This window comes from Amycolatopsis sp. NPDC058278 (genome assembly GCF_042881395.1).
GTDB lineage: Bacteria > Actinomycetota > Actinomycetes > Mycobacteriales > Pseudonocardiaceae > Amycolatopsis.
In genome coordinates, this window is record NZ_JBHVXZ010000051.1 from 34,093 (window position 1) to 51,645 (window position 17,553).

Below are 17,553 nucleotides of genomic sequence, written 5' to 3' on the forward strand. Positions count from 1 at the left end.
ACCCGCCCGTCAGGCCTGCGGCGCCGGGCGCCCGGCCGGGCCCTGGCGGTTGTAGTCGGCCACGAACGCGGCGCGCTGCTCGGCGGTCATCTGGTTGAGCAGCACGTTCGGCGACTGCACCTCGGGCATCCGGCGCAGGTGGTCCAGCGTCCACATCTTCTTCGGGTCGAGGTCCAGGTGCGGCTGGGCGACCATGGTCTTGCCGTCGTCGCGGACGAAGCCCATGTCGGAGACGACGTCGGCCCAGTTCCAGCCGTGGTAGAGCGTCTCCCACTCGCGGGCACCGACCAGCTGGCCCATGTTCGGGGTGCTGCGCCCCTGGTAGGTGGGCCGGAACGCCTCGGCGTCGGTCCAGCGGCAGGTCTCCGAGCAGTACGTGCGGTGCTGGCCGTCGACCTCGTCGACCACCATGTCCTCGCGGATCAGGCACGGCACCATGCAGGTCCAGCACCGGTGCGGGTACACGTACCCGACGTCCTCGGCGACGATCGGGTGGTGCCCGTTCGGCGTCGCGAGGCGGTTGTAGTTCTCCCACCACTTGCCGTACTTGTCGTACCAGCCCGGGTACTTGTACTCGAACCATTCGAAGTCTTCGTCGGTCATCGGGTCGATGCGCCAGTAGTTGGCGAGCCACCCGGTGGCGAAGAACTGCGCGACCTCGTGGACGTAGCCCTTGTTCCAGATCCGGTTCCACGCTTCTTCGATGAGGTCGTGCGGGATGACGAGCCCGTACTTCTCCAGCGGGACCAGGTACGAACGGTAGTAGTCGTCGTAGATCCAGCGCCGCCACATTTCCGCGTAGCTCTCGCGGTCCTTGCGCCGGTCCTTGGTGCCGTATTCGATGAACGTGCCGATCGCGGCGTCGACGACGGCGTGGTTGTTCCACCACGCGTACCGCAGGTCGCGTTCGAGCAGCTGGTGGTTGCTTTCGTCGGACAACGCCATCAGCAGCGTCGCGTAGCCGTTGCTGATGTGCCGGGATTCGTCGGACTGGACCGAGTGGAACACCGTGGGCAGCAGGTAGTCGCCGTTCGCGGCGGCCTCGGCCGGCATGGCGACGAACAGCGTGTTCGTGAACGCCGTTTCGGCGACGATCGTGAGGTAGATGCTGGCCGCGGTGATGGCGTCACCGGTGATGAAGCCTTCGGCGAACTGACGGCCGATCGTGCCGCAGTAGTCGTTCTGGAAGTTGCGCAGGCTCGAGTTGAAGCCCGCCGGGTCGATGTAGTTCTGCATGTACAGGCGCTTGAGGTTCTGCTGGATCGTCGAGTGCCGGACCTCGTCGATCATCTGGATCGCCTGGCCGTTGTGCAGTTCCGGGTTCGGGACCGTCCGGAACAGCAGCGGCATCGCCCGCGCCGCGGAGATCTCCGGCAGCGGGATGATCGACAGGAACAGCTTCTGCCACTCCAGCCAGCGTTCCTGGACCTGGCGGAACATGTTGCCGCGGATCGCGCCGTCCTCGGCGCCGTAGACCCGGTGGTCCTTTTCCTCCTGCATCGGGAAGTACGAGCGGAGGACCTGCTTCAACGGATCCTTCTTCTTGGCCTTGCGGAAGGTGTAGTCGGTGCCGTAGTGCGAAACCGGGGTGTGGTAGGCCGGTTCCCACGACAGTTCCTGGATTTTCTGGTGGGCTTTCGCCACACTCTGGCGACTCATGGATCACTCCTTGTCTCCTGAGCTCGCCGCCCAGGGCGTCCTGCGTTCACCATTAGGCGGGCATCCGCGGGCGACGCGGGTCTCAATCTGAGACAGAACCGCTGCTCAGGATGCTTCGTCGGCGTCGAGCAGCCGCGCGCGCAGCCCGGCCAGCTCGTCGTGGATCCCCGCCTGCACGCGCGCGTCACCCTCGACGGTGGGGACGATCCCGAACGCGCGCAGCAGCGCGGCGGCGGGCTCGCCGGGGTGGCCCGCCGCGCCGAGCTCCGGGTGCAGGCCCTGCTCGGCCAGGTGCGTGAAGACCAGGTTGACGATCGTCCAGGGGTTGTACGTCTCGGCGGCCATGTCTCCATCGCACCGCCGCCGCGGCACCGGGTGCGTCTCAATTTGAGACACCCGCCCGGGCCTCGCGCGCCTAGGCTGGACGGGCGGCACAACGGGTGTGCCCGCACCCACGTGGGCCGCGGGGAAACGGGAGGTCACGTGGACGAAACGGCCCTGGTCGCCGACGACGTGCTCGCCCGCACCCGCGTGCGGTTCCTGACCGCCGAAGCGGTGCCCGCCGACACGGTCCGGCCGACGATCCTGGCCTCGTGGCGGCGGTCCCGGGAGTTCCAGGTCGAGGCCGACCGGATCGACCCGCTCTACCTCGGCGACCAGAACCTCGACATCCCGCTCATGCGCGGCGCCGAACCGGTGCTGCACAAGCTGGGCGAGCAGTTCGAGGGCCAGCCGATCAGCCTCATCCTCACCGACCCGAACGGCGTGGTGCTCACCCAGCGGACCGGTGACGCCGACCTGGCCCGGCACCTGGAGCGCGTCGAACTGGTGCCCGGGTTCAGCTACGGCGAGCAGTCCGTCGGCACGAACGGCATCGGCACCGCGCTTGAGGACGGCCGCCCGACGACGGTGTCCGGGCACGAGCACTACGCCGAGCACCTGGAGAACCTGGCCTGCGCGGGGGTGCCGATCCACCACCCGATCTCGGGCAAGAAGGTCGGCGCCGTCGACCTCACCTGCTGGTACAAGGACGCGGGCGGCCTGCTCGTCGCGCTGGCCCGCTCGACGGCCGAGCAGATCCGCCAGGCCCTGCTGCGGCACAGTGACCTGCGGGAGATGCTGCTCTTCCAGGCCTACCTGCAGACCTGCCGCCGGTGGACGGGCATCGTGCTGGCGTTCAACGAAGACATCGTGATGATGAACGACCGGGCCCGGCAGCTGCTCGACCCGGCCGACCAGTCGGTGCTGCTCGGCCACGCCACCGAAGCACTGGCCGAGGGCCGCCGGACCCCGGCGACGCTGTCCCTGTCCAGCGGGCTGCGGGTCCGCGTTCTCTGCCGCCGCGTCGCGGGGCGCAGGGAGACCGAGACCGCGGGTGGCGTGCTGTCGGTGAAGCTGATCGAGGCCGAAGAAGCCTTCGCGGCGCCGGCTCCGATGCTGCCGATGTACCTGCCGGGTGTCGTCGGCTCGGCGCCACTGTGGCAGCGCTGCGGGCACGACCTCGACCGCGGCCACCAGCGTGGCGAGTGGGTCGCGCTCGAAGGCGAGCCCGGGACCGGCAAGCTGACCTTGACGAAGGGCCTGCACCAGCGCCACCACCCGGCGGCCCGGCTGCTGACCGTCGACGCGGTGCCCGGCACGGACTGGGCCGCGCTGCCGCGAGAGCACGCCGAAGCCCCGATCCGCACACTGGTGATCCGGCACGCCGACCGGCTGACGGCACCGGCGGCCGCCGCGCTGGCCGCGGTCCTGCGGACCCTGCGCGAGGCCCCGGGCGCGCCGTGGGTGGTGCTCACCCTCGTGCCGGAGGCCGAGAGCGAACCGGCGCTGGCCGAGCTGCTCAAGTTCTTCCCCCGGACGGTGCAGGTGCCGCCGCTGCGCCACCACGTCGAAGACCTCGCGGAACTCGTCCCGCTGGTGCTGAGCAAGCTCGGCTACGGCGGCAGGCTGACGTGTTCGGCCGCGGCCCTGCACCTGCTGATGCGGGCGGAGTGGCCGGGCAACACCGGCCAGCTCCACCAGGTGCTGCGCAAGGTGGCCCAGCGCCGCCGCGCGGGCACCATCCGCCCCGGCGACCTCCCGGCGGAGTTCCACGCGGTGACCCGGCGGCCGCTGAACCGCTTCGAGTCGATCGAACGGGACGCCATCGTGCGGTGCCTGGAAGACGCGGACGGCAACAAGGTCAGAGCCGCGAAGCTGCTGGGCATCTCACGGGCGACGATCTACCGCAAGATCCACGAGTACGGCATCGTGCCGCCGGCCCGGTAGCCGCCCGGATCCCCGTCGGGCGGCTACCCTCCCTCCCCGGCGCGGACGTCACTTCGCCGGGGGGTTCACCGCCGCGGCGACGTCGGCGATCGTCGTCGCGTCGACGAGCCCGGTGTCCTCCAGGACCGTCATGTGGTCGAGGACGGTCTGGTTCGCCTGTGTCGCGTGCCGCCGGATGACGTCGTTCTGCGTGCCGGCGCGGACTTCGGCGATGGTCGCGAAGATCTTGCCGTGCGAGGCGCGGAGCAGGTTCGCGAACAGCTTGTCGAACTCCAGGCCCTGGGCGTTGGTCAGCTGGCGGACCCAGCCCTGCTGCTCGGCGGAGGCCTGGTCCGGCAGCGTCACGCCCAGTATCTTCGCGTCCTCCCGGACGAGCTGGTCGAGGTGCGAGTGCCCGTCCAGCAGGTGCAGCCCGGCGCGCTTCACGGCCTCGCTGCTGGCGTGGGTCTGCGCCAGGTCACCCGCGGGGATCTCCCAGAGCCCCGCTTGGCGGACCTTGACCAGGAAAGTCTTGTCGAGCTCGGTGACCGGCCCGGCGCCGGCCACGTCGTTCGTGGCCGCGGCCTGGGCGGCCGAGCCCATCTGCATGCCGCCCATGTTGTGCGCCGGGACCTGCGCCTGCGTCGAGCCGGGCGCGGTCTGGGCGCTGGCGTTCAGCACCATGACCGAGCCGACGCCGACCACGGCGAGCGTGGCCACGACGACCAGCGCGGTCCGGGCCTTGGCACGGCCCGTCATGCCACGGTGATCCGGCATGCTTCCTCCTTCTGACGACAGTTCGGTACTGGGAACACGGACGCCGTCATGCGGAGGTTCAGCGAAATCCTTATGAATTCCTTACGCGCCAACGGATTCAGCGCGTCAAGCGACATTGGACCACGAAAAGGGGAGCGACGGCCGAGCCGGCCGGACACCGCCGGCGAGCGCCGGGGATGTCCATCTTGACCGATGCTCTTGCGATTGGCAAGTATTGCGCCATGCAACCCCTCGAAGACGCCGATCCGGCCGTGGCCGCCCTCGACGGCCTCACCGTGGTCCTGGTCGGGATCGCCTGGGAATGCGCGCACGCGGCCCCGCCGGAGGTGTCGTTCCCGCAGACGCGGCTGCTGCTGGTCCTCGACCGCCTCGGCCGCGTCCCGAGCTCGCAGCTGGCGGCGGCGATGGGCGTCAACGCGTCCTCGGTGACCCGGCTGGCCGACCGCCTGGAAGCCCTCGGTTACGTGGCGCGCGGCCGCAGCCCCGGCAACCGCAGCGTCGTCACGCTGGAGGTCACCGGAACCGGGCACGAGATCGTGGCGCGGATGCTCGAGCGGCGCCACGCCGCACTGGGGTCGCTGCTGGACAAGCTGCCACCGGCGCAGCGGAAGGCCGCGGCCGAGGCGGCCCGGCAGCTGGTGCACGCGGCCGCCACCATCCCGGCGCTCGGCCCGGCCGCGCTGTGAGTGCCATCCTGGACGGCATGCCGACCCGGTGGACGTGCCCGCGCTGCGACCGCGAGTTCGCGCGTGCCGGCCAGGGGCACACCTGTGTCCCCGGTTGCACGGTCGAGGAGACCTTCGCCGGCAAGGCGCCTTGGCAGCGCGAGGTCTACGACGCCGTCCTCGAGCACCTGCGCACCCTCGGCGACGTCCACGAAGACGCCGTCAAGGTCGGGGTGTTCCTCAAGCGGGACCGGAAGCTGGCCGAGCTGCGCCCGCGCTCGCGGGACGTGCTGGTGTACCTGTGGCTGCCCCGGCCGATCGAAACGGCCCGCATCGCCCCGGCGAGCTGGGCGAGCGGGCCGCGCGTCGGGCACAAGCTCAGCCTGCGCGCGGTGTCCGATGTGGACGACGAAGTCCGCGGCTGGCTGACGATCGCGTTCGAGACGTCCTGAGCCCGCTACTCCCGAGACTCGGGTTGCGCGTCGGCGGTCGAGGTCAGGTAGCCCCGTTGCCCTGGCGACCCGGCAGCGAGGCGCTTTCACCGGCAGACGGGCCGACGACGACCAGCGCGCCGGGAAAGACGTGATCCCCCCTCCGGGTACGCGTCCTCGTCGATCACTTCGCCGGCCAGCCGCACCGAAGTCCGACCCCTGGGCGGGGCCAGGCGGACTCGTACCCCGCCGAATTCGGCGTTTCCGGCGAACGTGGCCCCGGAGAACCTGGCGGCCCCGCCGAACTTGGCCCTGTTGAACCAGAGCTCCCCGAACCGGGCGCCCGGAACTCCGCGGCCCTGGCGAAAACGGCGCCGTCGAATCCCGTGAGCCATCCGAACGCGGTCCCGCCGAACCGCGCCTCGAAGAACCGGGCCCACTCGCGGAAACCGGCCCCGTCGAACCCGGCGAAATCCTCGAACTCCGCTTCGCCGAAGTCGGCACGCCGCTGGTGGGCGCACAAGCGCGGTGCCCGCCGGGGATTCACCCGAGCGGGCACCGCTCGTGCTCAGGAACCCGTGGGTCCCGTCCAGCCGTCGGGCACGTGGCCGATGCGGACCCGCTGCGGGTGGTCGCCGACCGGCACCGAAAGGAGCTTCTGCCCGGTCGCGAAGTCGATGGCGGTGACCTGGTCGGCGCCGGCCTCCGAAATCACGCAGGCCTTGCCGTCGCCGCTCACCGTCGCCCAGTACGGCTTCACCGCGGGCACCAGGGTCCCCTGCTGCAGGGACGCGCGGTCGACGACCGTGGCGTAGTCGTCCATGGTCCCGGCGACGCAGAGCTTGGTGCCGGCCGGGTTCATCGACATGCCGTGGTGGCGCGAGTCGTTGACGAAGGTCTTGCGGTCGTCGCTGGTGGCCGGGTTCTTCGGCAGTTCCTTGACCCGCGTGATCTTGTCGGTGGCGACGTCGTACTCGGCGAACCCGTTGAAGAACGACACCTGGAAGTACAGCTTCGACTCGTCCGGGGTGAACGCGACCGGGCGCACGGCGTCCGAGAGGTCACTGCGGCCGAAGGCGTCGAGCCGCTGGCGCATGTCGATCACCTTGACCTGGCGGAAGGTCGCGGCGTCCACGACGGTGATGCGCCGGTCCCCCTTGGTGAAGTCCCAGCCCGGGTCGTCGAGGTCGGTGTTGACGTCGCCGATCGACATGTTCCACAGGTACCGGCCGCCGTCGGTGAAGACGTTCTCGTGCGGCTTGTCCCCGGTCGCGAAGGAGCCCACCTGCTGGCCGGTGACGATGTCCAGCACGTGCACGGTGTTCGACGTCGAGGCGGAGACGGCGACGCGGCGGCCGTCCGGCGAAACCGCCATGTGGTCGGAGCGGAAGCCCGACACCGGGAAGCGCCAGTTGATCCGGCCGGTCGTCAGGTTGATCGAGACGACGTCGGCGAAACTCGGCCGCGACGCCACCACCGAACCGCCGTCCGGCGTCGTGTACATGTCGTCGACGAACTGGTCGTGGCCTTCGCCGGGCCCGTTGCGGATGCCGAGGAAGAAGGCCAGCTTGATCGGGTTGAGGTAGATCTCCGCCAGGCGCTGGTCCTTGTCGGGGATGATGTTCACCCGCCCGATGCGGGCGAACGAGCCGCGCGACTGGATGACGTCCGCCGTGCCTTCCCAGTTGTTGCCGACGAACATCACCTCCCGCAGGGCCGCCGCGGCGCCGGTCGCCGGCACCGCGGCGCCGGTCGCCAGCAGGGCGGCCGAGGCGGTGAGGCAGGCCAGGCGGGAGAGGTACGAGCGTTTCCGACGGACCGGGGAATTGCGCACGGGAGACACCTTTCGGCACTGAAGAGGTGTGGTGACCTTCGGTCGATGGATTTCGCGAAGGAACGGGGTTACTGTCCGGTATTGTCACGATAACCGGCCACCGGAGCCGTTCCGGTAGGGCCGCTCGCCCAACATCGCGGACGCGGTGTTGTGGCCCTGCCACAACGGGAGGGTGCTGTGCCGGCCTCATCGCTGCTCCGGCAGGTGCTGGAGGCGATGGCCGACGACGAGACCGTCCTGGACGAGCTGGTGAAGGCCGCGCGGAGCCAGTCACCGGAGGTCGCGCGGCTGCCGGAGGCCGAGAACCGGCGGCACGTCCACTTCCTGCTGTCGGCCGCGCTGCGCGCCACGACGAACCCCGACACCGCGGACTACACCACCGCCGAGGCGCTGGGCGCCGACCGGGCCGCGCAGGGCGTCCCGCTCACCGACCTGCTGCGCGGGGTCCAGGCCGGTCGCACGCTCGCGGCCCGGTTCGCCGTCGAACGCGCGCGGGCGGCGGGCCTGCCCGACGACGTCATCCTCGAGACCATCCTCGACGCCGAGCGCTACACCGGCGCGCTGGAACGGCACATCGTCAAGGGCTACCACGCCGCCGAGCTCCAGCTGTCGCGGACGGTCCGCGACGCGCGGACCCAGCTGCTGCGCACCCTGCTGCTGGCCGGGCACCCGCCCACGCCGGAAGAGCTCCGGCAGGCGGGGCTGCGTCCCGAAGGCCGGTACGCCTGCGTGGTGTCCGACGTCAGCGACCCGGCGCGGGCGCGCACCCTCGAACAGGCGCTGCTCGAGTTCGGCGGGGTGTACGGGCTGGTCGAGGGCAGGCTGACCGGTCTGGCGGCGCGCCCGCCCGCCGGCGTCGCCCTCGCCGACGGGGTCCTGGTGGTCGTCGCGCCCCCGGCCGCCCTGCCCGAGCTTCGGGAGGTGCACCGTCTCTGCACGGCGGCGGCCCGGATCGCCGGCGCCGGCTACCACGACCTCACCGAGCTGGCGGGCGAAATCGCCCTGACGGCCCAGCCGCTGCTGGCGGAGCTGCTCACCACCGGCGTGCTCGGCGCGCTCGACCCGGGCAACGCGTTCCACCGCGAGCTGGCCGCGACGGCGCTGGCCTACCTCGACCACGGCCAGCGCCTGCGTCCCACGGCGGAGGCACTGCACCTGCACCCCAACACGGTCCGGTACCGCCTCGACCGGCTGGCCGAGCTCACCCCGCTGGCCTTGGCCGAAAACAGCGGCGGCCGCGTCCTCGACGCCGTCCGGTCGTGGTGGGCCCTGCACCACTGGCTCGGCGGCCGATAAGGTCACCCGCATGGCTGAACTCCGCCGCATGCCGGCGACCACGTCGACCGGAGAATGCGTTTTCTGCGCGATCGGCACGGGCCAGGCGCCGGCTGCCTTCGTCCACGAGGACGACGACTTCGTCGCGATCGTCGACCTGCGCCCGGTGACGACCGGCCACCTGCTGGTCCTCCCCCGGGCGCACCACGCGGACCTGGCTTCGCTCCCGGCTTCCGCCGGCGCGCGGATGTTCACCATCGCCCAGGAACTGGCGGCGGCGTTGCGGCGCACGGACCTGCAGTGCGAGGCGATCAACCTGTTCCTGGCCGACGGCAAGGCCGCGGGCCAGGAGATCCCCCACGTCCACCTGCACGTGATCCCCCGCTTCGCCGGCGACGGCTTCGTGCTGAACGCCGACTGGCGGGTGCGGACGAAGGAGGAGCTGACGGAGGTCGCGGCGAAGGTCCGGGCGGCGCGTTAGGCCTTGTGCAGCTTGTCCGGGTGGTGGACGGCGGTCTTCCCGGACTTCTCGCTGCGGACGAGGTACTGCGGGTTGCCGGGTGAGGCTTTGACGTCGCGCTTGCCGGCGTGGGTGTCCTCGGTGAGCTTTTCCTCGACCGTGCCGATCGAGCTCTGGTTGCCCGCGTCCCACCGGACGCGGTCGCCCTTCTTGAATTCCTCGGTCCTGGCGGCACGGGTACCCGTGATCACCGCGGGTACCCGTCGCGGGCACGATCCCCCGCACCAGCCGCGTAGTCCTTGAGCTCCAGGGCGTTCGCCGCTTCGCGGATCGGGCGGGACATCTGCTCCAGGACGCGGTTGCGGCCCGGCAGGTACGGCATCAGCTTGATCATCCGGGTGTTGAACCACGCGAACGCCCGGGACTGCGGGATGATGCCCCGCAACGCCGTCTTCGCCAGGGCCTGGTTCTTCTCGATGAACGGCCGCATCGAGGCTTCGTACCGGGACAACGCCGTGGCGACGTCGTCCGATGCCGCCAGTTCGCCCGCCAGGACGTACGCGCCCGCCAGCGCCAGGCTCGTGCCCTGGCCCGAGGCCGGTGACGCGCAGTAGCCCGCGTCGCCGAGCAGCGTCACCCGGCCCACCGACAGCTTGTCCAGCACGATCTGGCACACCGGGTCGAAGTAGAAGTCGTCCGCCTCGCGCATCGCCTCCAGCAGCGCCGGGATTTCCCAGCCCAGGCCGGCGAACCGGTCCGCCACCAGGTCCTTCTGGGCGTCGACGTCGCGGCGGTCGTAGGTCAGCGGGGGTGCGGTGAACCAGAACGCCGCCTTCGCGTCGGCCGCCCGCGCGGTGCTGTAGACGTTGACCATCTTGCCCGGCGCCGCCGAGTGCAGCAGCTCCCAGCGGTCCAGCTCGAAACGGTTGGGCACCGTCGAGATCGAAATGTAGGCGTCGAAGCGGCGCAGGTAGTCCTCCTCCGGGCCGAACGCCAGCGCGCGGACGCCGGAATGCAGGCCGTCCGCGCCGACCACCAGGTCGAACCGGCGGGGCGCGCCGTGGGCGAACGTCACCTCGACGCCGTCGGGACGCTGGTCGAGGCCGGTGATCCAGTCGCCGAAGACGTATTCGGCATTCGAGCACGTGGCGTCATGGAGAATCCGGGACAGGTCGCCGCGCAGGATCTCGGTGTCGTCGCCGTGGCGGAAGCCGAACGTGTCCGCGTCGAGGGTGGCCAGCTGCTTGCCGCGCTTGTTCACGAACGCCGCGCCCCGCATGTCGGTGCTCGCCGCGTGCACCTGCTCCAGCAGGCCCATCCGGCGGACGACGTCGACCGCGACGCCCCGGATGTCGACCTTGTAGCCGCCTTCGCGCAGGCTCGGGGCGCGCTCGACGACGGTGACGTCGAAGCCGTGGTGGTGCAGCCAATAAGCGAGGGCGGGGCCGGCGATGCTGGCGCCGGAGATCAGGATGTTCTTCGTCATGCCCCGAGCATCGGCGGGGCCGCTGACCGCTCACGAACCGAGCGCGAACCGCCGCTGACCGGCCTCCTCGACCGCCTGCTCGGGCGGCAGTTCCCGGCCGCGGCCGAACGCCTCGGCGTAGGCCTCGGCGCCGATGCGCCCCCGGACGCGGTCCGTCACCGACGCGACGTCGGTGTCCCCGGTGACCGGCGCGCCGCGCAGCCCGACCGCCACCCCGAGCAGGAACGCGGCCCGCTCGTCCTCCTCCCGCCCGGCGAGAACGCCGGCCAGTCCTTCGATCGCCTGCGCCGCGCCGGGCAGGTTCGCGTGTTCCAGCGCCGTGGCCAGGGCTTCCTGGTGCAGCTCGGTCGCCTCCTCCAGGCAGCCTTCGGCGGCCGCCGTCCAGCCGAAGCCGGTGTGGACGCGGATCCGCGTCTCGCCGCCGGTCACCGGGTCGGCGGCCAGCGCGAGCGCCGCGGTGTACCAGCGCCGGGCCGCGGCCAGGTCACCCGCCCGCCGCGCGATCTCGCCCAGGCCGCCGCGGGCCCGGGCGAGCGTCACGGGCGTGCCCGCGGCGCGCGCTTGCTCCGCGGCGGCTTCGTAGTCGGCCTTCGCGGCTTCGGCGTCCCCTTGCCGCAGGACGCCGTCGGCGCGGCGGCACAGCAGGTCGGCGGCGTCTTCGGCCGCGCCGAGTTCGGCGGCCAGCCGGACGGACTCGTCCATCAGCTCGCGGAACCGCGCGTGGTCGCCGCGCCAGTCCGCGAACTCCGCGAGCTTCTCCAGCGCGCTCGCTTCTCCCCAGCGGTCGCCCAAGGCGCGGAACGCCTCCAATGCCGCCGAAAAGTGCGCTTCGGCTTCGGCGATCCGGCCCCGGTACTGCGCGCCGAGGCCGTCGCCGATCCGCGCGAACGCCCGTGACCACGCGTCCGGGCCGATCAGCGCGGCCAGCCGTTCGCCGTCCTCGGCCTTGGTGCGCGGGGAGAACGCCCACAGCAGGAAGAGGTACGGGTACCGAAGCGGCCCGTCGAGCCGCCGCAGGACCGGCTCGATCGCGACGTCGGTGTCGGACGCCTGGATCACGCAGAGGACGTACTCCTCGGCCAGTCCCGGCGGCGGTTCGGGACCGACGGCGGCGAGCACGGTGTCCGCGATCGGCGTCACCTCGCTCCGCAGGCCGCGCAGCCACCAGTACCAGGACAGAGCCGCGATGAGCCGCAACGCGGTCTCCGGCTCTTCGGCGGCGCTCCAGCGCAGGGCCGCGTGCAGGTCGGCGTGTTCGGCGGTCAGCTCGGCCAGGGCCGTCAGCTGGTCCGCGCCGCGCAGTTTCGGCTCGTGGGTCACCGCGAAGTCCAGGAAGTGCTTCGCGTGTGCCGCGCGCCGGTCGTCGCCCTGCTCGGCGCAGAACGCGCGGATCGTCTCCAGCATCCGGTACCGGCCGCCGCCGAACTCGACGAGGGACTTTTCGACCAGGCCGGTCAGCACCGCATCGGCGTCGGGAACGGCGCAGACGCGCTCGACGGCGGCCGGCCGGGCACCGCCGGCGAACACCGCGAACCGGCCGGCCAGCAGCCGTTCCTCCGGTTCCAGGAGATCCCAGCTCCACTCGACGACACCGCGCAGGGTCCGGTGCCGCGGCTCGGCGGTGCGGTCGCCGCGCGACAGGAATCGGAACCGGTCGCCGAGCCGGGCGGCGACGTCGTCCGCGGAAAGCGAGCGCAGCCGGGCGGCGGCGAGCTCGATGGCCAGCGGGAGGCCGTCGAGGGCGGCGCAGATCCGCGTGACCGCGCCCGGGTCGGGTGCCGCGCCGGGGGCGACCGCCGCGGCCCGGTCGGTGAACAGGCGGGCCGCGGCGCCGGCGGGCAGCGGGCCGACCGGCACCAGCGTCTCGCCGGTCAGGGCCAGCGCCTCCCGGCTGGTCGCCAGCACGCGCAGGCCGGCGCACTCGCCCAGCAGGCGCCGCACCAGCCGCGCGGCCTCGGTGACGACGTGTTCGCAGTTGTCGAGGACCAGCAGCAGCGGCCGGTCGGCGAGCCCGGCCACCAGGCGGTCGGCCGGGTCCGCGGCCGCGCCGGGCGTCAGCACGCCCTGTTCACGCAGGCCCAGCGCGGCCAGGACGGCGCGCGGCACGTCGGTGGTCGTCGCGAGTTCGACGAAACACACCTCCCCCGCCGCCCGGGCCGCGGCCTCGACCGCGAGCCGGGTCTTGCCCGCCCCGCCCGGGCCGGTGAGCGTGACGAGCCGGGCGTCGCGCAGGGCCTCGGTGAGCCGGTCGAGCTCGGCGCGGCCGACGAACCCGGTGAGCGGCACCGGCACCCGGCGGGCCGGGGCGGGCGCGGCGGCGCGCAGGACCGCGGTGTGCGCGTCCGCGAGCTCGGGCGACGGGTCGGCGCCGAGTTCGTCGGCCAAGCGCTCCCGCGCCTGCGCGAACACCGCCAGTGCTTCGGCGGACCGGCCGCTGCCGTGCAGGGCCCGCACGAGCTGGGCGGTGAGGCGTTCGCGCAGCGGGTGCTCGCCGGTCAGCTCCCGCAGCTCGGCGACGAGCCGGTCGTGGTGGCCGAGCGCCAGCCCGGCTTCGACGCGGTCCTCGGTCGCGGCCAGCCGCAGTTCCGCCAGCCGGGCCGCACGCGGCGGGTCGGCGAGCCCGTCGAGCGCCGGACCCCGCCACAGCGCGAGCGCTTCGCTGAAGAGCTCGAGTTTCGCCGCGGGATCGGAAGTTTCCCTCGCTTGCGCGGTGAGCCGTTCGAACCGGTGGACGTCGACGTCCTGGTGGTCGACGGCCAGCCGGTACCCGGCGGGGGTGAATTCCACCAGGCCGTCGGGTGCGCCGCCGTCGCGCAGCCGGCGTCGCAGCCGCGAAACCTGGGACTGCAGGGCCTCGGCCGCGCCCTCGGGCGGGTGTTCGCCGTGCAGGCCGTCGATCAGCCGCTCGGCGCTGACGACGCGCCCGGCGTCAAGGGCGAGCAACGCGAGCAGCCCGCGCAGCTGCGGGCCACCGAGGGCGACCGGGGTCCCGTCGGGACGGCGGGCTTCGACCGGCCCGAGGATGGCGAACTGCACGCCGACGATTCTGGCCCAGGGCGGGGGTCCGGTGGTCGGTTTTCGGCGAACCGGACCGCCCGCTCCCCCGCGGCGGGGAACTCGTCCGGGCGGAACCGGGCGAGCCGCGTCCACAGCCCGACGTACGGCGCGAGCGCTCGGACGTTCACGGCCGCAGTTCGCGGAAGAATTCGCGGATGTCGGCCACGAGCAACCCGGGTTCCTCCATCGCCGCGAAGTGGCCGCCGGAAGCGAACTCCGACCAGTGCCCGATCTTCTCGTCGGGGTCCATGATCCGCCGGACCACCGGCGAGGAGTCGAACACCGCCCAGCCCGCCGGGACGGCCGACGGCGCCAGCCAGCCCTGCCCGGAATGGGCGGCCTCGTACAGGAACCGGGCCGCGCTCGCGCCGCTGCGGGTGAACCAATAGATGCTGACGTTCGTCAGCAGCCGGTCGCGGTCGACGCGGCCGGCGCCGGTCCACGCCTCGAACTTCTCCGCGATCCAGGCCAGCTGCCCCACCGGGGAGTCGGTGAGCGCGGCCGCGATCGTTTCGGGCTTGTGCGACTGGAGGTCGAGGTAACCGCGGCCGGCCCGCCACGCCGCGCGGGCGGCGTCCAATTCGGACTGTTCGGCCTCGGACAGGTGCTCCGGCATCGGCAGCTGCTCGCCGGCCAGCGCGATCGTGCCGCGATCGCTGTTGACGTGGGTGCCGATGACCCGCTCCGGGTACAGCGCCGCGAGCCGGCCGGTGACGCCCGCGCCGATGTCGCCGCCCTGCGCGGCGAACCGGTCGTAGCCGAGCCGGGTCATCAGTTCGGCGAACGCGTCGGTCGTGCGCGCCAGTTCCCAGCCGGGCCCGCTCAACGGCGTCGAGAACCCGAAGCCGGGCACCGACGGGACGACGACGTGGAACGCGTCCGGGCCCGGCTCGGTCAGCGGGCCGATGACGTCGAGGAATTCCGCGATCGAGCTCGGGTAGCCGTGGGTGAGCAGCAGCGGCACCGCGTCGGCCTGCGTCGAGCGGACGTGCAGGAAGTGGATGGTCTGGCCGTCGATCTCGGTCGTGAACTGCGGAAACGCGTTGAGCGCCGCTTCCTGGGCACGCCAGTCGAAGCCGTCGCGCCAGTACTCGGTCAGCTCCCGGACGACGTCCGTGGGGATGCCACGGGACCAGTCCGGCTCGTCGCCGGGCACGGGGTCGGCGAACCGGGCCGAGTTCAGGCGCCGGTGCAGGTCGGCCAGCTCGGCCTGCGGGATGTCGATGCGGAAGGGGTGGATTTCGTTCGTCATGAGAAGCACGCTAGGAGCCATTGCGGAAGACTTCCTTCCGCAATCCGTGCGATCCTCGAAGAATGTTGCAGACCTCCGCCCGCCTCCTGCGGCTGCTGTCGCTGCTCGAAACGCGGCGCGACTGGACCGGCGCCGACCTGGCCGGCCGGCTCGGCGTGTCCGCGCGCACCGTCCGCACCGACATCGGCAAGCTGCGCGAACTCGGCTACCCGGTCGAGGCCGCACCCGGCGTCCAGGGCGGCTACCGCCTCGGCGCGGGCGCGCAGCTGCCGCCGCTGCTGCTGGACGACGACGAAGCGGTGGCCGTCGCGGTCGGGTTGCGGACCGCGACGGGCGTCGCCGGCATCGGCGAGACGTCGGTGCGCGCGCTGGCCAAGCTGGAGCAGGTGCTGCCGTCGCGGCTGCGGCACCGGGTGCGGGCGCTGCAGACCGCGACGGTCGCGGTGCCCGGTGCCGGCCCGGCCGTCGACGCGGACGTGCTCACCGCGATCGCGACGGCGATCCGGGCGAGCGAGCGGCTGCGCTTCGACTACACGAGCCACCAGCGCACGCCGAGCCGCCGCGACGTCGAGCCGCACCGGCTGGTCAGCTGGGGGCACCGCTGGTACCTGGTCGCCTGGGACACCGCCCGCGACGACTGGCGCACCTTCCGCGTCGACCGGATGACGCCGAAGGTGCCGACCGGCCCGCGCTTCGCCCCGCGCGAGCCACCGGAGGGCGACGTCGCGCAGTTCGTCCAGCGCAGCGTGGGCGCGGCGACGTGGCGCTTCCACGCCCGGGTGCGGCTGCACGCGCCGGTCGAGCACGTGCGGGCCCGGCTGCCGATCGCGGTCGACGTCACACCCGAGGGCCCGGACCGCTGCGTCGCCGAGGTCGGCTCCGACAACGCGTCGATGCTCGGGCTGTACCTGGGCCTGCTCGAAGTGGACTTCGAGGTGCTCGACGCGCCGGAGCTCGCCGCGGCACTGGCGGCGACGGGCGAGCGGTTCCTGCGGGCCGCCGGCCAAGCGAGCCGGCCGGCTCCTGGCTGATCTCCGGTGTCCCACCCACATCCTGGGCACGCTGGGCACGCGCCGGTTCGTCTGCCACGATCGGCCGATGACCAGCCGGGCGATGAGTCCACAGAGGACGGACGCACGCGGGGTCCGGCGCAGCGCCAGTGCGAGCGCCGTCCTGCGGGCGGTGCTCGACGGCGGCCCGATCGCGCGCAGCACCATCGCGCGGCGGACGGGCCTGTCCGCCGCCGCCGTCACCGGGCACACCGCCGAGCTGGCCCGGCTCGGGCTGCTGCGCGAACTCCCGGAGGCCGAACCGCGCCGGAGCGTCGGGCGGCCACACGTGCCGGTCGACCTCGACACCGGGCGGTACGTCGCCGGCGCGCTGCACCTGGCCGTGCACCACGCCACCGTCGCCCTGCTCGACCTGCGCGGGAACGTGCTGGCCCAGCACGAAGAACCGCACGACGGCCTGGCCGCCGAAGACCTGCTCGCCCGTGCCGCCGAGATCTTCGACGACCTCCTGCTCGGGCACACCCCCGACCGCGAGCCGCTCGGCCTCGGCGTCGCCACCGGCGGCTGGGTCGACCGCGCGTCCGGCACCGTCGTCGAGCACCCGCTGCTCGGCTGGCGGAACGTGCCGGTCCGCGACCTCCTGACGGGCAGCACCGGGCTGGCCGTCGAGGTCGACGGGCACGCGCGGGCGCTCGTGCACGCCGAACGGCTCTTCGGGCACCCGCGGGCCCGGGACAGCGTCGTGCAGCTGTTCACCGGCAACGTCGTCGACGCCGCGTTCGCCACCGGCGACGGCGTGCACCACGGGCCGCGTTCGGCCGCGGGCGCCGTCGCGCACCTGCCGGTCGACGGCAGCACCGAGCCGTGCCGGTGCGGACGCACCGGCTGCCTCGAAGCGGCCGTTTCGGAAGGAACACTCGCCCGCCAAGCCGTGGAAAACGGTTTGCTCGAGCGTCCGGACTTTCCGGAATTGCTCGCGCTCGCCGCGGACGGCCATTCCGCGGCGGTGCGGATGTTCCACGAACGCGCGCGGTTCATCGGCCAGGCGGCGGCCCTCCTGCTCGAAGTGCTCAACCCGGCCGTGCTCGTGGTGGTCGACCGCAGTGTAGCCCGGGTGCCGAGCTGCCTTCCCATCATCCGGGACGAGGTCGGCACGCGGTCCCGGTGCGCCGATCCGGCCGAAACCGTTGTGGGCACCAGCTTCCCGGGAGCCGAACTGGCGACGGCCGGCGGCGCGGTGCTCCTCGACGTGCTGTACGAAGACCCGCTCGGCCCGCTGCCGGCCGGGTTGCCGCGCACTTCGTTGATCAGCACAGCGTGAACCGGCGGAGTTATTTCACGAACTCGCAAAATTGACCGTCCGCTCGTCGGCTGCGAACAATTGCTCCATCCCCACCGAC

16 protein-coding genes are annotated in these 17,553 nt (G+C 72.4%); 7 read left to right on the top strand and 9 right to left on the bottom strand.

Annotation, left to right across the window (positions count from 1 at the left end; all coding sequences use genetic code 11):
• Window positions 1-9: 9 nt before the first annotated feature.
• Both ACFVYA_RS25695 and ACFVYA_RS25700 read right to left on the bottom strand, forming a co-directional pair.
• Window positions 10-1,659, bottom strand: a complete 1,650-nt coding sequence (locus ACFVYA_RS25695) for a methane monooxygenase (protein WP_360185760.1) — start codon at window positions 1,657-1,659, stop codon at window positions 10-12.
• A 105-nt stretch (window positions 1,660-1,764) separates the two neighbouring features.
• Window positions 1,765-2,004, bottom strand: a complete 240-nt coding sequence (locus tag ACFVYA_RS25700) for a hypothetical protein (protein ID WP_285991396.1) — start codon at window positions 2,002-2,004, stop codon at window positions 1,765-1,767.
• Between the two features lie 138 nt (window positions 2,005-2,142).
• Between ACFVYA_RS25700 and ACFVYA_RS25705 the strand changes: the two genes are divergently transcribed.
• Window positions 2,143-3,927, top strand: coding sequence for a sigma-54-dependent Fis family transcriptional regulator (locus ACFVYA_RS25705; RefSeq protein WP_387048514.1), 1,785 nt, complete (start codon window positions 2,143-2,145; stop codon window positions 3,925-3,927).
• Between the two features lie 48 nt (window positions 3,928-3,975).
• On the opposite strand, the gene ACFVYA_RS25710 is transcribed toward ACFVYA_RS25705, so the two are convergent.
• Window positions 3,976-4,683, bottom strand: coding sequence for a DUF4142 domain-containing protein (locus tag ACFVYA_RS25710; RefSeq protein WP_285991394.1), 708 nt, complete (start codon window positions 4,681-4,683; stop codon window positions 3,976-3,978).
• 221 nt (window positions 4,684-4,904) lie between these two features.
• On the opposite strand from ACFVYA_RS25710, the gene ACFVYA_RS25715 reads away from it, so the two are divergent.
• Entirely contained in the window at window positions 4,905-5,369 is a 465-nt protein-coding gene (locus ACFVYA_RS25715; RefSeq protein WP_387048516.1) for a MarR family transcriptional regulator, read from the top strand.
• A gap of 17 nt (window positions 5,370-5,386) precedes the next feature.
• Window positions 5,387-5,800 (top strand): DUF5655 domain-containing protein, encoded by a 414-nt coding sequence (locus ACFVYA_RS25720; protein WP_285991392.1) that lies wholly within the window; start codon window positions 5,387-5,389, stop codon window positions 5,798-5,800.
• Window positions 5,801-5,886: 86 nt separating this feature from the next.
• Here ACFVYA_RS25720 and ACFVYA_RS25725 read toward each other — a convergent pair whose 3' ends face one another.
• Entirely contained in the window at window positions 5,887-6,174 is a 288-nt protein-coding gene (locus ACFVYA_RS25725) for a pentapeptide repeat-containing protein (protein ID WP_387048518.1), read from the bottom strand.
• 173 nt (window positions 6,175-6,347) lie between these two features.
• Entirely contained in the window at window positions 6,348-7,613 is a 1,266-nt protein-coding gene (locus ACFVYA_RS25730; RefSeq protein WP_387048520.1) for a YncE family protein, read from the bottom strand.
• A gap of 177 nt (window positions 7,614-7,790) precedes the next feature.
• Here ACFVYA_RS25730 and ACFVYA_RS25735 point away from each other — a divergent pair, with 177 nt between their 5' ends.
• Both ACFVYA_RS25735 and ACFVYA_RS25740 read left to right on the top strand, forming a co-directional pair.
• Window positions 7,791-8,909: a helix-turn-helix domain-containing protein gene (locus ACFVYA_RS25735; RefSeq protein WP_387048522.1), complete on the top strand. Its 1,119-nt coding sequence runs from the start codon at window positions 7,791-7,793 to the stop codon at window positions 8,907-8,909.
• A 10-nt stretch (window positions 8,910-8,919) separates the two neighbouring features.
• Window positions 8,920-9,369, top strand: a complete 450-nt coding sequence (locus tag ACFVYA_RS25740; protein ID WP_285991389.1) for an HIT family protein — start codon at window positions 8,920-8,922, stop codon at window positions 9,367-9,369.
• On the opposite strand, the gene ACFVYA_RS25745 is transcribed toward ACFVYA_RS25740, so the two are convergent.
• The 4 genes from ACFVYA_RS25745 to ACFVYA_RS25760 all read right to left on the bottom strand — a co-directional run bounded on the left by ACFVYA_RS25745 (window position 9,366) and on the right by ACFVYA_RS25760 (window position 15,143).
• Window positions 9,366-9,599 (bottom strand): DUF2945 domain-containing protein, encoded by a 234-nt coding sequence (locus tag ACFVYA_RS25745; RefSeq protein WP_387048523.1) that lies wholly within the window; start codon window positions 9,597-9,599, stop codon window positions 9,366-9,368. The two genes, ACFVYA_RS25740 and ACFVYA_RS25745, sit on opposite strands and share 4 nt — an antisense overlap.
• Window positions 9,596-10,834: an FAD-dependent monooxygenase gene (locus ACFVYA_RS25750; RefSeq protein WP_387048525.1), complete on the bottom strand. Its 1,239-nt coding sequence runs from the start codon at window positions 10,832-10,834 to the stop codon at window positions 9,596-9,598. Before ACFVYA_RS25750 ends, ACFVYA_RS25745 begins: the two co-directional genes overlap by 4 nt.
• Before the next feature lie 30 nt (window positions 10,835-10,864).
• Window positions 10,865-13,870: an ATP-binding protein gene (locus ACFVYA_RS25755; protein WP_387048527.1), complete on the bottom strand. Its 3,006-nt coding sequence runs from the start codon at window positions 13,868-13,870 to the stop codon at window positions 10,865-10,867.
• 145 nt (window positions 13,871-14,015) lie between these two features.
• Complete coding sequence (locus tag ACFVYA_RS25760) at window positions 14,016-15,143, bottom strand: epoxide hydrolase family protein (protein ID WP_387048528.1); 1,128 nt, start codon at window positions 15,141-15,143, stop codon at window positions 14,016-14,018.
• Between the two features lie 62 nt (window positions 15,144-15,205).
• Here ACFVYA_RS25760 and ACFVYA_RS25765 point away from each other — a divergent pair, with 62 nt between their 5' ends.
• Window positions 15,206-16,174: a YafY family protein gene (locus ACFVYA_RS25765; RefSeq protein ID WP_285991384.1), complete on the top strand. Its 969-nt coding sequence runs from the start codon at window positions 15,206-15,208 to the stop codon at window positions 16,172-16,174.
• 67 nt (window positions 16,175-16,241) lie between these two features.
• On the top strand, window positions 16,242-17,474 hold the full coding sequence (locus tag ACFVYA_RS25770) for an ROK family protein (protein WP_387048530.1): 1,233 nt from the start codon (window positions 16,242-16,244) through the stop codon (window positions 17,472-17,474).
• Window positions 17,475-17,553 lie beyond the last annotated feature (79 nt).

Bases quoted from the DNA above. Each gene is read 5' to 3' on its own strand.
- ACFVYA_RS25695 (WP_360185760.1), bottom strand. From the start codon at position 1,659: ATGAGTCGCCAGAGTGTGGCGAAAGCCCACCAGAAAATCCAGGAACTG.
- ACFVYA_RS25700 (WP_285991396.1), bottom strand. From the start codon at position 2,004: ATGGCCGCCGAGACGTACAACCCCTGGACGATCGTCAACCTGGTCTTC.
- ACFVYA_RS25710 (WP_285991394.1), bottom strand. From the start codon at position 4,683: ATGCCGGATCACCGTGGCATGACGGGCCGTGCCAAGGCCCGGACCGCG.
- ACFVYA_RS25715 (WP_387048516.1), top strand. From the start codon at position 4,905: ATGCAACCCCTCGAAGACGCCGATCCGGCCGTGGCCGCCCTCGACGGC.
- ACFVYA_RS25720 (WP_285991392.1), top strand. From the start codon at position 5,387: ATGCCGACCCGGTGGACGTGCCCGCGCTGCGACCGCGAGTTCGCGCGT.
- ACFVYA_RS25725 (WP_387048518.1), bottom strand. From the start codon at position 6,174: ATGGCTCACGGGATTCGACGGCGCCGTTTTCGCCAGGGCCGCGGAGTT.
- ACFVYA_RS25740 (WP_285991389.1), top strand. From the start codon at position 8,920: ATGGCTGAACTCCGCCGCATGCCGGCGACCACGTCGACCGGAGAATGC.
- ACFVYA_RS25750 (WP_387048525.1), bottom strand. From the start codon at position 10,834: ATGACGAAGAACATCCTGATCTCCGGCGCCAGCATCGCCGGCCCCGCC.
- ACFVYA_RS25760 (WP_387048528.1), bottom strand. From the start codon at position 15,143: ATGACGAACGAAATCCACCCCTTCCGCATCGACATCCCGCAGGCCGAG.
- ACFVYA_RS25765 (WP_285991384.1), top strand. From the start codon at position 15,206: ATGTTGCAGACCTCCGCCCGCCTCCTGCGGCTGCTGTCGCTGCTCGAA.
- ACFVYA_RS25770 (WP_387048530.1), top strand. From the start codon at position 16,242: ATGACCAGCCGGGCGATGAGTCCACAGAGGACGGACGCACGCGGGGTC.